The organism is Streptomyces sp. NPDC087844, assembly GCF_044742785.1.
Classification (GTDB): domain Bacteria; phylum Actinomycetota; class Actinomycetes; order Streptomycetales; family Streptomycetaceae; genus Streptomyces.
Map to the genome: position 1 here is coordinate 299,884 of NZ_JBIUVD010000005.1, position 14,248 is coordinate 314,131.

14 protein-coding genes are annotated in these 14,248 nt (G+C 71.3%); 4 read left to right on the forward strand and 10 right to left on the reverse strand.

Going from position 1 to position 14,248, the window contains the following annotated elements:
* Window positions 1–98: 98 nt before the first annotated feature.
* The 10 genes from ACIOKD_RS13280 to ACIOKD_RS13325 all read right to left on the reverse strand — a co-directional run bounded on the left by ACIOKD_RS13280 (window position 99) and on the right by ACIOKD_RS13325 (window position 10,623).
* Window positions 99–1,184, reverse strand: a complete 1,086-nt coding sequence (locus ACIOKD_RS13280) for a LacI family DNA-binding transcriptional regulator (protein ID WP_402082291.1) — start codon at window positions 1,182–1,184, stop codon at window positions 99–101.
* Between the two features lie 539 nt (window positions 1,185–1,723).
* Window positions 1,724–2,128, reverse strand: a complete 405-nt coding sequence (locus tag ACIOKD_RS13285; RefSeq protein WP_402082293.1) for a VOC family protein — start codon at window positions 2,126–2,128, stop codon at window positions 1,724–1,726.
* A gap of 3 nt (window positions 2,129–2,131) precedes the next feature.
* Window positions 2,132–3,109 (reverse strand): ABC transporter ATP-binding protein, encoded by a 978-nt coding sequence (locus tag ACIOKD_RS13290; protein WP_402082296.1) that lies wholly within the window; start codon window positions 3,107–3,109, stop codon window positions 2,132–2,134.
* Window positions 3,106–3,921: an ABC transporter permease gene (locus ACIOKD_RS13295; protein ID WP_402082299.1), complete on the reverse strand. Its 816-nt coding sequence runs from the start codon at window positions 3,919–3,921 to the stop codon at window positions 3,106–3,108. The genes ACIOKD_RS13290 and ACIOKD_RS13295 overlap by 4 nt, the downstream gene beginning before the upstream one ends.
* Window positions 3,922–3,935: 14 nt before the next feature.
* Window positions 3,936–4,790 carry an ABC transporter permease gene (locus ACIOKD_RS13300; RefSeq protein WP_402082302.1) on the reverse strand — a complete coding sequence of 285 codons (855 nt, stop codon included), beginning with the start codon at window positions 4,788–4,790 and terminating at the stop codon, window positions 3,936–3,938.
* A gap of 18 nt (window positions 4,791–4,808) precedes the next feature.
* Window positions 4,809–5,825: an ABC transporter substrate-binding protein gene (locus ACIOKD_RS13305; protein WP_402082304.1), complete on the reverse strand. Its 1,017-nt coding sequence runs from the start codon at window positions 5,823–5,825 to the stop codon at window positions 4,809–4,811.
* A 98-nt stretch (window positions 5,826–5,923) separates the two neighbouring features.
* The gene (locus ACIOKD_RS13310) at window positions 5,924–7,336 is read right to left on the reverse strand and encodes an FAD-binding oxidoreductase (protein WP_402082306.1); all 1,413 of its coding nucleotides are present in this window, start codon (window positions 7,334–7,336) and stop codon (window positions 5,924–5,926) included.
* A 137-nt stretch (window positions 7,337–7,473) separates the two neighbouring features.
* Window positions 7,474–8,862: an FAD-binding oxidoreductase gene (locus tag ACIOKD_RS13315; RefSeq protein ID WP_402082308.1), complete on the reverse strand. Its 1,389-nt coding sequence runs from the start codon at window positions 8,860–8,862 to the stop codon at window positions 7,474–7,476.
* On the reverse strand, window positions 8,859–9,806 hold the full coding sequence (locus ACIOKD_RS13320) for an amidohydrolase family protein (RefSeq protein ID WP_402082311.1): 948 nt from the start codon (window positions 9,804–9,806) through the stop codon (window positions 8,859–8,861). Before ACIOKD_RS13320 ends, ACIOKD_RS13315 begins: the two co-directional genes overlap by 4 nt.
* Window positions 9,799–10,623, reverse strand: coding sequence for an SDR family NAD(P)-dependent oxidoreductase (locus tag ACIOKD_RS13325; RefSeq protein WP_402082314.1), 825 nt, complete (start codon window positions 10,621–10,623; stop codon window positions 9,799–9,801). Before ACIOKD_RS13325 ends, ACIOKD_RS13320 begins: the two co-directional genes overlap by 8 nt.
* Window positions 10,624–10,889: 266 nt before the next feature.
* Here ACIOKD_RS13325 and ACIOKD_RS13330 point away from each other — a divergent pair, with 266 nt between their 5' ends.
* From ACIOKD_RS13330 to ACIOKD_RS13345, 4 genes are read left to right on the forward strand one after another with little or no spacing between them, the layout of a single operon-like run.
* Entirely contained in the window at window positions 10,890–12,257 is a 1,368-nt protein-coding gene (locus tag ACIOKD_RS13330; protein WP_402082317.1) for a hypothetical protein, read from the forward strand.
* A gap of 2 nt (window positions 12,258–12,259) precedes the next feature.
* Complete coding sequence (locus tag ACIOKD_RS13335) at window positions 12,260–12,862, forward strand: carboxymuconolactone decarboxylase family protein (protein ID WP_402082319.1); 603 nt, start codon at window positions 12,260–12,262, stop codon at window positions 12,860–12,862.
* On the forward strand, window positions 12,859–13,614 hold the full coding sequence (locus tag ACIOKD_RS13340) for a CoA transferase subunit A (RefSeq protein WP_402082322.1): 756 nt from the start codon (window positions 12,859–12,861) through the stop codon (window positions 13,612–13,614). Before ACIOKD_RS13335 ends, ACIOKD_RS13340 begins: the two co-directional genes overlap by 4 nt.
* Window positions 13,614–14,243, forward strand: a complete 630-nt coding sequence (locus ACIOKD_RS13345; RefSeq protein WP_402082324.1) for a CoA transferase subunit B — start codon at window positions 13,614–13,616, stop codon at window positions 14,241–14,243. The genes ACIOKD_RS13340 and ACIOKD_RS13345 overlap by 1 nt, the downstream gene beginning before the upstream one ends.
* Window positions 14,244–14,248: the final 5 nt, after the last annotated feature.

A 14,248-nucleotide genomic window follows, 5' to 3' on the forward strand; every position in this document is an offset into this window, starting at 1 on the left:
GACCCCAACGCCTGACGGCCGACAGCCGACAGCCGACGGCTGACAGCCAGCGGCTCGACATGGCCGTGATCGGCCCGCGGACGGAATCCCGCTGCTCGTCAACCGACCGTCGGCAGGGTCGTCGTCTCCTCGCAGCCGCAGCTCGCCCTGCGGGCCACACTGACCGGCAGCATCAGGGAGACGGGCTCCCGCGGAGGCTGTCCGCTCAGCCGTCGTACGAGCAGGTCGACGGCCTCCTCCCCCATACGCACCATCGGCTGACGCACGGTGGTCAGCGCGGGGCGCACCATGCGGCTCAGCGGGATGCCGTCGAAGCCGGTCACCACGACGTCGTCGGGTACGCGCAGGCCACGACGTTCGAGCGCCTGGAGCGCGCCCACCGCCATCTGGTCGTTGGCGAACACGAACGCCTCGGGCCGGTCCCCGCCTCCCTCGCACAGCAGGCGAGCGGCGCGGGCGCCCTCGGCCTGGGTCATCATCGGCATGCGCAGGGCCGGTGCGTCGGCGGCCTCGACACCCGCCTCGACGCAGGCCCGGCGGAAGCCCCGGAACCGCGCCTCGACATCCGGTGAGTCGTCCACGAGTCCCACGTAGGCGAGGCGGCGCAGCCCGTGGTCGCGGACCAGGTGCCGGGTCAGCTCGTACTGACCGTCCTCGTTGGCGACCTCGACGTGGTCGAGATGGTCCAGTGAGGGGTCCTGCGCACGGGGACCGGCCAGCATCACCACCGGTCGGCGCCGGGAGATCGCTTCGAGTTCCTCCGTCGGCACCGTGCGGGCCATCACGGCGAAGCCGTCCACCCGGCCGGCGACCTGGGCCACCAGGCTCTCCGGACCCCCGGCGAGGGAGGCCGCGATCAGCAGCGCGTACCCCTGCCGACGGGCCGCGCGCTCCATGCCCCGGATGATCTGGTCCGAGTAGAGCATCGCGGCGTCGTCGTCCTCGGCGCCGACCGTGTCGGGGTCGGAGTAGTCCGGGAAGCACAGGCCGAGGACACCGGTGGAACGGCTGGCGAGACCACGGGCGCTGCCGCTCGGCACGTATCCCAGCTCGCTCGCCGCCGCCAGCACACGTTCGCGGGTGGCGGCGCGTACGGAGTCGGGGCTGCGGTACACCCTGGACACCGTGGCGATGGACACTCCGGAGCGTTCGGCCACGTCGTACACCGTGGGAATCGCGTTCACGATGCGGCGCCGTTCATGGGTCAGGCCCCCGTCTCTTGTGATGCATGCATGTCGATGAAAGCGCATTCACCCTAGGGGCGTGCAGGTCCGTGAGGCAACCGGAGAGGCGTGGGCCGCCCAAGTCTGATCAAGTTCGACCGACTGGAAGCACACAGCTCAGTCGGCGCGCGGCTTCGACGCATGTCGCCCGGTGGTCTGCAACTGCCTTGTAGCGCCCGCCACTTCGAATTCGTCGGCGCCAGGGCCGCGGCATCCGACGGGGCCGCCCGCTGACCGCCGGGGGCCGCGTGGGCGATGACACCGCACACCGCCCCCACGATCTTCTCCTCCGCTCCACGCAGCGGAGCGGCCAGTCCCTCGGGTCCCGGTCCCACGAGGGGACCCTCAGCGTGCACGGGGGGGGGCGCATGGTCGCGGTGAGCAGCGCCGTCAGCGAACCGCTCATGGCGGGACCACGGGCCGCGCGGAGACGGCGGAGACGGCGGAGACGGCGGCGGCGGGGTCGGGAAACGTGCTGGACGGGGGACAGGTCCGCGTCCTCAGTCGCGGTCGAGCAGTTCGATGAGGTTGCCGTAGGGGTCGGTCACGAAGGCCATGACGGCCCCGGGGCGTGGGGCCGGCCGCGGAGGCATGCTCACCCCGGCGCCTGCCTCCACGAGCCGTGCGAACTCCGCCGCCACGTCCTCGACGCACAGGCACATATGGCCGAAGCCGTGTGTGCCCGCCGCGTCGAGGGCGCTGCCCGGTGTCGGGCCCGGCCCGGCCGAGGGGCGGTGCAGCAGTTCGATGCGGTAGCCACTGTCGTGCAGGAGCATGACCCCTCGCAGATCGGTGCCCGGGATGGCGAACACCGGGGCCGCGGTGAGGTCCAGGGCAGCGCAGTACCAGGACGTGGCGGCCTCCAGGTCGGGCACGGAGATGCCCACATGGTCGAAGCGGGTCATCGGTCAGCTCACCGCCCGTACGGTCTTCTCCCGGGCCGGGCCGTCGTCCCGGCTGCGCCCCGTGGTGTCGCCGGACGGCCGGTCGTGCGCCGGCTCCTCGGACGTCGGCCCATCGGGGGGCGGCTCCCCCTGCGTCGGTTCGGTCCGTGCCGAGGTCGGCGCGGCCGGTGCCCGTCCCTGGCCCTGTGCCTCGCGGATCATGGTCAGGACCCGGGTCCGCAGGTCGGTGAAGCGGTGGTCGGCGCGGGTGGTGATCTGGTCGCGGTCGGCGCCCAGGTCGACCTTCAGGTTGTCGACGACCGTGGTGGGACGGCCGCCGATGACGACCACGCGGTCGCCGAGGTAGACGGCCTCGTCGATGTCGTGGGTGACGAGGACGACGGTGATGCCGAGGGAGGCGCGGAGCGAGAGTGTCAGGTCCTCCAGGTCGAAACGGGACTGGGCGTCGACCGACCCGAAGGGCTCGTCCATCAGCAGTACGGGCGCCTCGTAGGCGAGTCCGCGGGCGATGGCCACCCGCTGCTGCATACCGCCCGAGAGCTGCCAGGGGTACTTGTCGCCGACGTCCGCCAGGCCGACGGCGTTCAGGCATTCCTCGGCCCGCCGGTTGCGTTCGGCGCGCTTGACTCCCATCCCCTCCAGGGGGAAGGCCACGTTGTCCCGTACCCGCATCCAGGGCAGCAGGGAACCGCGGTAGTCCTGGAAGACGACCGCGATGTCGGCGTGCGGGCGGGTGAGGAGTTCGTCGCCGTAGCGGATCGTGCCCGTGGTGGGGCGGATCAGACCGGACAGACAGCGCAGCAGGGTGGTCTTGCCCGCACCGGACGGGCCGACGACGCAGACGAATTCGCCGGGGTCGACCCGTAGCGAGAGTCCCTCGATCACCCGGTGCTCGTCCGCGCCGTGGCCGTACGTCTTGCCGACGTCCTCCACGACCAGGCTGGATCCGCCCCTGCCCGTCTTCACGTGTCGCTGCGTCATGTCTTGGCCTCGCTTCGGGACATGGCCCGCCGGGCGCGCGGCGGACGCTGGTGGTACCAGCCGAGCAGCATGTACTCGGCCGCCAGGAGGAGCACGCTCAGGCCGTAGCCGAGGATGCCGATCAGCACGGTGCCGGCCCAGGTCTCCGGGACGGCGAAGCTGGAGCCGCTCTGCAGGATGAAGTTGCCCAGGCCCACGGGCGATCCGTAGATCTCGCTGACGACCATGAGGACCACCGCGATCGAGAGGGCCACGCGGATACCGGCGAAGATCTGCGGCAGGGCTCCGGGGAGCACCACTTTCGACAACCTCAGTCTCCAGGGGATGCGGTAGCCGCGGGCGGTCTCGTGCACGGCCGGGTTGATGCCGTGCACGCCGCTGATGGTGTTGAGCAGGATCGGCCACAGCGAACCCAGGGCGATGAGGAAGATCTTCGGGCCGGAGCCGATGCCCAGGGTCAGGATGATGACGGGGACGAACGCCACCGTCGGGGTGGCGCGGGCGAAGTCCAGCAGCGGGCCGGTCGCCTGCCGCAGCAGGTCGATCTCGCCGATGACGAGGCCCGCTCCGACTCCGACGACCGTGGCGAGGGCAAGACCGAGTGCGATGTTGCGCAGGGAGAACAGCAGGTCGTCGACGAGTCCGCCGTGCAGGAGTTCCCGCCACAGGGTGGCGAGCACATCGGTGGCCGGCGGGAAGTAGAAGCTGGTGCTGCCCGCGGTGGCGAGCAGGAGGACGGCTACGCACAGGGCCGGCAGCCACAGCTGCTTGAGCAGGGACTGCCAGAGGGCGCCCGGGGAACGCGTGGACATGGTGTCTCCCCTCGTCAGTCGGTGTGGGCCGGTGGACGCCAGCGCAGCAGGCGTCGTTCGGCGGACTGGGACAGCAGGTTGATCGAGTAGCCGATCGCGCCCGCGGTGATGATGTAGGCGTACGCCCGGGCCGCGGCCCCGCCCTGCTGCGCCTGCACGACCTCGTGGCCGATTCCCGGGAGTGTGGTGAGCACCTCGACGCCGATGGCCACCAGTACGGAGGTCGTCGCCGCCAGTCGCAGCCCGGTCATGACCGAGGGCGTGGCGCTGGGCAGGATCACCTTGCGAAAGCGCAGGTGCCGGGGGACGCGGTAGCTGTCCATGGTCTCCGCGATCATCGGGGTCACCGACCGGGCGCCGTACTGGGCCTGGAGGAAGACGGGGAAGAAGCAGGCGAGGAGGACGACGGTGGTCTTCGTCGTCGGTGTGGACCCCAGTACCAGCAGGAACACCGGCAGCAGGGCGATGACCGGGAAGGACCGCAGGACGTCGACGAGCAGCCGGGACGACTGCTCGGCCGCCGCGTAGGTGCCCGTGACCAGGCCCAGCGGTACGCCGAGCACGGCGGCGGCGACGAAGCCGGTCACTGCTCCGTTCAGGGTGTCCCCCACCGCCTGCCAGTAGACGGGGTCGCCGAACAGCTCCGGGAACTGCCCGAACACCGCCGTCGGTCCGGGCAGCGCGGTCGCGCTCGCCAGCCGGGCCGCCGCGAGCGCCGCCCAGATCAGCAGGACGGCGAGGACGGCGGAGAGTTGGAGCATCAGGAGCACGCGGCGCCCCGGGTTCCCTGCCCGGGTGTGCCGTGTGCGCCGGGCGGGGCGCTTTCGGTCCGGGGCCACCGGGCGCCGGTCCGTCGTGGAGATGGCCATGGTGTACCTCTGCCGCTCTCAGCTGCCGGCGGTGACCGTCGGAGCCTTGTCCCAGTAGATGGCGTCGTCCTTCGGGGCGCTGCTGAGCAGGTCGTAGCCGTGCATCTTCGTGATGACGGTACGCATCACGGTGGTGTCGATGTTCTTGTCGTAGTAGGCGATCTGCGACTTCTCGATGTAGTCCGCGGGCAGCTGGGTGTACTTCTTGTCGATCGCCTTGACGGCGTCGGGGTGCGCGTTGGCGTAGGTGATCGCCTTGGCGACGGCGTCGGTGAACTTCTTCGCCGTGGCGGAGTTCGAGGACAGGTACTTCTGGGTGGCGAAGAGTACGCCCTGGGCGATGCCGGGGAGGTCGTTCATCCCGTTGCCGATGGAGCGCAGACCTGCTTGCTCGCCCGCCGCGAAGAAGGCCCCGAAGGAGTAGACGGCATCCGTCTTGCCGGTGGTGGCCGCGTCGGTGAGTGAGGTGGTCGGCAGGGAGACGAACTTGACCTTGGTGGGGTCGCCGCCGTCCTTCTCGACCAGGTACTCGACGATGAACTGGATCGTGCCGCCGAGGGCGGACAGCCCCACGGTCCTGCCCTCCAGGTCCGCGAACCCCTTGATGGAACTGCTCTTCTTGACCAGGAGACCGTCGGTGGGATCGGTCTTCGTGGTGGCGGACACCAGCCCGGTGGCGATGCGGATGGGCATGTTCTTCGCGGCGCCCTTGAGGAAGCCGGAGCTGTCGGTCATCGCGAACTGGGCTTCGCCGTTGAGGACGGACGGGGCGTTCTGCGAGGTGTCCTGGGCGCCCGCCTTGATGGTGACGTCGAGGCCCGCGTCCTCGAAGTAGCCCTGCTGCTCGGCGATGTACAGCGGCTCGAACAGCGCGCCGTTGGAGCGCAGCACGGTGATCTTCGCCGACCCGTCGCTGCCGGCCGACGTGGCGTCGCCCGATCCGCAGGCGGCGAGCGGGGCGGCGACGACGAGCGTCACCACACCGACGGCGAGACGACCGAACGGGTTTCTGATGCTTCGCGTGCTCTTCGGCATGAGGGTGTGCTCCTTTGCACAGTTGCGGCGGCCCGTGGATGCGGCCCCACGGGCGAATGCGGCTCTCCGGGTGACGCGTAGGTGCGACGCGTACGGTGCTACGCGCGGCCGGCGGCCGCGTAGGCGGTGGTCGACTCGGCCGGGGTCATATAGGTGCGGAAGAGCCCGTCGGGATCGTGGACGGCACGGATCCTCTCCAGCCGTTCGGCGTTCTCGGCGCTGAGGCCGAGGTCGAAGCGGTCGGCGAGGTTGTTGTCGGAGAACTGCAGGCCTTGGGACAGGTGATGCACGGCGGACAGCGAGCCGTGCACCCAGCTCTCGTGCGTGAGGTCCTCGGCCGGGTCGTACCAGCCGGCGTTGGGCGAGAGATAGGCCTTGGCCTGGGCCGACCAGCAGGCTTCGGGGCGCGGCGGGTAGTGACCCCACAGCATCCACAGCACGAAGCTGGTCCCGTCGGGGACGGTGTCCAGCACCGGCCGGGCCGCGCCGACGATCTCCTCGGCCGTGCCCTGCACCCATACACCGTCCACGGCCCAGCGCAGGCCCTCCGGGTTGAGGCGGTCGGCGATGTCGTACAGCTCGTCGATGGTGGTCGGCTCGCCGACCACGGCACGCAGGGCCTGGTCCCGGAAGGGTGCTTCCTCCAGCGGGGCCAGGGCCTCGGGGCCGTGGCCCGGGGTGCAGAAGGCGGTGGCGGTCAGGGAGATCGCCGGGGTGCCGAGGCCCGGGGTGAAGCCGACCTTGGCGGAGAACTCCACGGTGCTGGGCAGGCGCTCCAGGAGGTCGTAGGACCAGGCGAGCACCTCGTCGCGCAGGGCCAGGGGGTAGCTGTGCACCGTCCGCCTGATCTCGGTCGGCCGTTCGTGGACGTCTAGGTGGAAGCGGGTGACGACACCGAAGAAGCCTGGCCCGCTGCCCCGTGCCGCCCACAGCAGGTCGGGGTGCGTCTCGTCGGTGGCGTGCACCAGCGTGCCGTCGGCGAGGACCACGTCGATCGCGCGGATGCTCAGACAGGCCGGCCCCAGGTGGCGGGAGTTCCAGCCGTAGCCACCGCCGAGGATGAAGCCTCCGATGCCGACGGTGGGTGCGTGACCGGTCGGGAAGAACAGCCCGTGCGGGGCGAGGGCCCGCTGGATCGCCGGCCCCTTGGCCGACGGCTGGACGGCGGCGGTGCGGCCGTGCGGGTCGAGGCTGATCTCCTGCAGGCGGGACAGGTCGATCAGCAGTCCGCCCTCCCGTACGCCGTTGCCGACCCAGCTGTGCCCGCCGGAGCGGACGGAGACGCGCAGTCCTTCGGCCCGGGCCAGCCGTACGGCCAGGACGACGTCCCGCTCGTCCTCGGCGACGACGATGACTTCGGGGAACCGGTCCGGCTTGCGCGCGTTCCACACGGCGTCGAGACGGGTCTTCTCATAGCCGGCGTCGCCACGGCGCAGGAGAGCTCCGGTGAGATCTCCGCCGACAGCTCCACGCGGGGACGAGGCAGGATGGGGATCAGACGTCCTTGGCAAGTGTGGCTCCTTGGGTGGTGCAGACATTCCGAACCGTACTGTCGACACAAAACGGAGGTCAAGAGGCCGTGCGACGGTATTTTCGGCTTTCTGTCGACACTAGGGAGTGTTCAACAGCGTGTGTTCAACAGCGGCTGTTACGCGTGGACGCCGTCGTCACGCGCGCCGTGGCGCCGGTGCGCGGCCAGGGCCGTGGTGGACTCGTGCGGCGACAGATACGAGCGGAACACCCCATGGGGGTCGTACCGGCGGCGCAGTTCCTCCAGTCGCACGCTCTGCCGCGGTTCCAACCCGTGGTCGGGACGGTCGGCCGGATTGGCGTCGGCGAACTGGGTGCCGTGCGCGACCGGGGCCATGGCCCGCAGCACGTCGTGCGCCCAGGTCTCGTGGCGCAGGTCGTCGGCGGGGTCGTGCCACACGGCGTTCGGCGAGAAGTACAGCCGGGCCTGAGTGGACCAGCAGGCGTTCTCCCGGGTCGCCTGCCCGCCCCAGAGCATCCAGAGCAGAAAGCTGTCCGGGCCGGGCAGTCCCTCCAGCACCTCGCGGCCGGCGTCGAGCACGTCATGGACCGGCGCGTCCGTCCACACTCCGTCGACCGCGTAGCGCCTGCCCCGAGGAGTCAGGCCGTCGGAGAGGGCGTACAGGTCGTCCAGGGTCGACGGCACCCGCTCGGCCTTGCGCAACGCGTGGCGCAGGAAGGGTGCCTTCTCCAGGGGTCGCAGCATCTCCGGGCCCTCCCCCGGGGTGCAGAAGGCGGCTGCCGTGATCATCGTGGTGGGTCGCGGTACACCTGGCGTGCGGGCGACCTTGGCCGACATCTCCAGGGAGTCGGAGATCCCCGGCACGGCCTCGTAGGTCCAGGCCAGCACCTCGTCCCGCAGCTCGTACGGGAACACGTACGCGCTGCGCAGGATCTGCTCGTACGCCGGATACACCCGCAGGTGAAAACGCGTCACGACCGCGAAGAAGCCCGGCCCCGAGCCGCGTACGGCCCACATGAGGTCCGGGTGGGTCTCGTCGGTGGCGTGGACCAGGCTGCCGTCGGCGAGGACGGCGTCGACCGCCTCCACGCTGAAGCAGGCCGGTCCCAGCGCCCGGGAGTTCCAGCCGTAGCCGCCGCCTATCAGGAATCCGCCCACGCCCACGGAGGGGCAGTGGCCACTGGGGAAGACCAGTCCCTCGGCGGCGAGCAGCGCGTTGAAACGGCTGCCCTGGACGGCGGGGCGGACGGTGGCCCGGCGTCGGCGGGCGTCGACGACGACCTCGTCCAGGGCGGAGAGGTCGATCAGCAGACCACCGTCCCGTACCCCGTTGCCGATCCAGCTGTGGCCTCCGGAGCGGACGGAGACGCGCAGTCCGCGAGCCGCGGCCCAGCGCACCCCCTCCTGGACGTCACGGTCGCCGGCGGCCACCAGGATGGCGTCGGGACGGCGGTCGGGCTTGCGCAGGTTCCAGACGGCGGCGAGCCGCGCCTCCTCGTAACCGGGGGCACCCCGGGTGAGGAGGATGCCGTCGAAGTCGCTCATGTCTGCTCCACGTGCGGGTCGGGCGGATCGCCGGGATCGGTCGGGAAGTCGAAGAGTTCGGCCGGGTTGTCGACCATGAGCCGGTGCAGAAGGACGGGGTCGGGGGCGATGTCGGCGAGCAGGTCCACCAGCAGACCGTCGTCGGGAGCGGCACCGCGGATATTGACGTGCGGGTAGTCGGTGCCCCACACGACCCGGTCGGGCGCCTGTCGCACGAAGGACGCGGCCAGGGCCACGGCGTCCGCGTAGGGCGGCCCCTGCCGGGAGACCCGGTCCGCCCCGCTCACCTTCAGCCAGACGCCACCGGAGTCGAGGAGACGGCGCAGGCTGCGCAGGGCGGGACTGTCCGGCCCGTCGCCGAGGTCGACCCGCGCGAGGTGGTCGATCACCACCCGGCCGGGCAGGGAACGGATGAGGGCTTCGTGGTCGGCGACCTCGTCCCCGGTGAGGTGCAGTTCGCAGGCCCAGCCGAGCCCGTCGACGCGTTCCAGCACGGAGTCGATCTCCTCGCGGGTGGGCGCGATGCGCAGGTGCGGCAGGAAGTTGAGCCGGAACGCGCGGACTCCGGCACGGTGGAGTTCCTCGATCTCCACCCGAGTGGTCCGTTCGCCGATGAGGGCGACTCCGCGCAGCGTGCCACGGCCCGCTGTGAGGGCGTCCAGGAGCGTGCGGTGGTCATGGCCGTTGCAGGACGACTGGACGACGACCGCGCGGGACAGGCCCAGGTGGGCGTGGAGGGCCGCGACCTGTTCCTTGGGGGCGTCGACGGGGGTGAAGGTGCGCTCGGGCGCGTAGGGGAAGACCGCGGCCGGGCCGAGGATGTGGCAGTGCGCGTCGCAACTGCCCGGCGGCAGCGCCAGGATGGGCCTGCGGGGAGCCGGGTGCGGGGGCGGGCAGCCCGGCGAGGGTGCCGGGTGCGTCGCGTGGAGGGCGGGCTCAGTCACAGCGCGCCGTCATTCCGCCGTCGACGACGATCTCGGTGCCGGTGACGAAGCGGGCCTCGTCGGACGCGAGGAAGAGCGCCGCGTACGCCGTGTCCCGGCCGTCCCCCATGAACCCCAGCGGGATACGGGCCTGCCGCTGGGCGAGCAGTCTGTCCACGTCGCCGTCGGCCCGCTGCCGGGCCAGGCGCGCCTCGACCATCGGGGTGTGCAGTTGTCCGGGGACGACGGTGTTCACACGGATGCGGTCGGGCGCGTACTGGACGGCCGTCACGCGGGAGAGCTGGATGACGGCGGCCTTGGCAGCCGCGTACCCCACCTGTGCCGCGCCGGTCCAGCGCAGTCCGGACGCCGAGGCGGTGTTGACGATCGAGCCACCGCCCCCGCGCCGCATGATCGGGACGGCGTGTTTGCAGGCCAGAAAGGCGCTGGTGAGGTTGGTGCGCAGTTGGCTGTCCCAGTCCGCGAGGGACAGTTCGGCCGCTCCGCCGGCGCGGGAGCCTCCGACGTTGTTGACCAGGACGTCGATGCGTCCCGCCTGCCGTTCGGCGTCCTGGAAGTAGGCCTCGACGGCGTCCGGTTCGGTCACGTCGAGCAGGTGGGTGTGCGCGGTGCCGCCCTCCGCGCGAACGCGGTCCGCGGTGATGTCGAGGGCGTCCTTGTCCCGGTCGGTGAGATACACGGTGGCGCCCTCTCGGGCGAAGATCACCGCGGTGGCACGGCCGTTGCCCCAGCCGGGGCCGACACTGCCGGCGCCGCTGATGACGGCAACCCGTCCGGCCAGACGGCCGGGCCGTGCGGAGGGCACGTCCTGGGTCACGGATGTCTCCCTTGGTTCGAGCCCGGTCCTGGCATCAGGTGGAACGCCGTCCCGAGCGTGACGCGGCCGGAGCGGCCGACTGTCGGCAGTTTCACCTAGTGTCGACAGAAAGTAAACACGGATGGGCAAACATGCAGACCGGCACCAATGATCGAAGCCTTAGTGTCGACAGGCCAGCGTGAGCGATGCTTGAATGGCGCTCAGCCAGAGCTGTTCCCGCACGTCGTCGGACCAGTTCCCGTACGTTTCCGTTTCCGGAGGGATCCATGGACAAGCCGGCCGTCTTCACCGATGAGGAGATCACCCGCTTCCGCGCGGAACTGGCCGACAAGCGCTCACCGGGCGCGTACGAACCCGGCCGCTGGTCGGTGAGCCCGCTCACCCGCCGCCCCGACGTACGCGGACCGATGCCCGGGTCGGTACGGCTGCGGGACGCCACGCTGCGATCGGTGGAGACCCTGCCCGGCGTCGTCGCCTCCACCGGGGCGAAGGAGGCGTATCTGCGCCGACTCGCCGGTGCCGGGGTCCGCGAGGTGGTCACGGCCGGTCTCGCCGGGCGCGACGACAGAACGTTGCGGGCGGAGGTCGAGGTCATCAAGGGCGAGAACCCCGACTGCCGGGCGGTGCTGCCCCTGCTGCGCACCACCGTGGACATCGACCGCGCCGCCGACGCGGGCTACGACGCCGTACAGATCTGGGTCCAGGGCCTCGGCGAGGCGTCACTCATCTACAACCCGGCCGTCTACCGGCAGGCCTGGCGGGGCGAGGACTGGCGCACCCCCGCGACGCCCCGTGGGCGCGCCGACGTGCTCGCCCTTGCCCTGCCCCTCATCCGGCACGCCCGCTCGCGCGGACTCGACGCCGTCGTCCCGATGCTGATGGTCTCCTACCTCACCGACGAGATCCTGGACGAATCCGTCACCGCGCTGACGGGCGCGGGCGCCACCGAGCTCACGCTCTTCGACGGCCCCGGCGCCATGAGCCCCGAGGCGTACGCCCATCTGGTCACCCGCACCAGGGAACTCGCCCCCGGAGTCGAGGTCGGCCTGCATCCGCACAACACGTTCGGCCTGGCCGTCGCCTGCGCCGTCGCCGCCGTCCGGGCGGGCGCCGATGTCGTCGAACTGTCGGTCAACGGCTACTGCGGCGGCCCCGGCAACGCCGACCTGGCCGCCACCGCGCTGGCCTTCGAGGCCCTGTACGGGGTGCGCACCGGGATCAGGACCGAGCGTCTCACCGAACTGGCGCGCGCGGGCGAGGAGTTGACGGGCTATCACCTGGCGTGGAACCACCCGGTGACCGGCACGAGTGCCTTCTCCTGGGGCGGGATGGACCTCATCACCCAGGAGACCGCGGTCGATCCCCTGCTGCACAACTGCCTGGAGCCGGCTCTCGTCGGCAACGCGCGCAGGGTCCCCTTCACCGCGGACAGCGGCCCGTACACACTCGCCGACAAGCTGACCGCGCTGGGTGTCGACACCACGGTCGCCCAGGTCGACGAGATCCTGCGCAGAGCCCGCGACCTCATGACGCGGGAAGCCCGGCTGCTCACCGACGCGGACCTGGCGGCCCTCGCGCGCGAGGTGGCCGAGGCGCCCGAGGTGGCGGAGCCCCCGGCCCGTACGGAGCGGTGAGGATGCCCTCGACCCCGCCGGGCCCCGGCCACCGGCTGCCCCTCCTGCACCCCGACGACCTCTCCCCCGCCCAACGGCTCCTGTACGAGGAGATCACCGGCGGCCCACGCTCCGACGGTCCTCAGTTGTTCGCTCTCACGGACCCCGAGGGACGCCTCAACGGCCCCTTCAACGCGATGCTGTTCAGCCCACGGCTGGGCCGCGACCTACAGGCGCTGGGCGCGGCGATCCGCTATCGGACGGACCTGTCGTCCCGGGTGCGCGAGAGCGCCGTCCTCGTCGTGGCCGCCGTCTGGGACAGCGACTTCGAGCGGTACGCCCACGAACCGCTGGCCAGGGCCGCCGGGCTCACCGAGGCGGAGGTGCGCGCTCTGCGCGAAGGAGCGGATCCGGGCTTCACCGACCCGTTCGAACGCGCCGCGTGGTCGGCCACCCGTGCCCTGGCCACCCCCTCGGACCCGCTCGACGACGACTGGTACGCGGCTGGCGGCGCCGCCCTGGGCGAGGTCGCTCTCTTCGAACTCTCCACGCTGGTCGGCTACTACGCCACGCTCGCCCTCCAACTGCGCCTGTTCCGCGTACCCGTGAAGGAGTCCCGCCCGTGAACAAGGTGCGTTTGACCGCCGCCGAGGCGGTCCATGACATCGCCGACGGATCGTCGCTGGCCGTCGGCGGGTTCGGACTGAGCGGCGTGCCGAACGTCGTGATCGACGCGCTGCACGCCCGCGGCAGCACCGGGCTGTCCGTCGTGTCCAACAACTGCGGTGTGGACGGCGCGGGCCTCGGCATCCTGCTCGCCGCCGGCCGGATCAGCCGGGTGACCGGCTCGTACGTGGGCGAGAACAAGGAGTTCGCCCGGCAGTACCTCTCCGGCGAGCTGGAGGTCGAGCTGGTCCCCCAGGGCACACTCGCGGAGCGGCTGCGCGCCGGGGGCGCCGGTATCCCGGCGTTCTACACCCCGGCCGGCGTCGGCACGCAGGTCGCCGACGGCGGACTGCCGTGGCGGTACGCGGCCGACGGTTCGGTGGCCGTCGCCTCGCCGGTGAAGGAGACCCGGACGTTCGCCGGCCGGTCGCACGTCCTCGAACACGGCATCGCCACCGACTTCGCCCTCGTACGCGCCTGGCGGGGGGACGCCCACGGCAACCTGGTCTTCCGCAGGGCCGCCGCCAACTTCAACCCGCTGGCCGCGATGGCCGGCCGCGTCACCGTCGCGGAGGTGGAGGAACTCGTCGAGCCGGGAGACATCGCTCCCGACGAGGTGCACCTGCCCGGCGTGTTCGTCCAACGGGTCGTGCCCCTGACCTCTGCGCAGGCCATCGCCAAAAGGATCGAGAAGAGGACGGTGCGCGGCTGATGGCCTGGACCCGTGAGCAGATGGCGGCCCGTGCCGCCAGGGAGCTGACCGACGGCTCGTACGTCAATCTGGGCATAGGGCTGCCCACGACGATCCCGGACCACCTGTCCCCGCACGTGCGGGTGACCCTGCACTCGGAGAACGGCATCCTCGGCACCGGCCCGTACCCCGGCGAGCGGGAGGTGGACCCGGACCTGATCAATGCGGGCAAGGAGACGGTGACCGTCCTGCCCGGGGCCTCCTTCTTCGACTCCGCGCTGTCCTTCGGCATGATCAGGGGTGGCCACATCGACACCGCCGTCCTGGGTGCCATGCAGGTGTCCGCCGGGGGCGACCTGGCCAACTGGAGCATCCCGGGAAAGATGATCAAGGGGATGGGGGGTGCCATGGACCTGGTCCACGGTGCCCGCCGCGTGATCGTGCTGATGGAGCACACCGCCAAGGACGGGGCTCCGAAGCTCGTCGACACGTGCACGCTGCCGCTCACCGGCCGCGCCTGCGTCCATCGCGTCATCACCGACCTGGGTGTCTTCGACATCACCGCGGACGGACTGACCGTCGTGGAAAGGGCACCTGGCGTGACCGCCCGTGAGGTCGCGGCGCGCACGGGGGCGCCGGTACGGGGCTGACCACT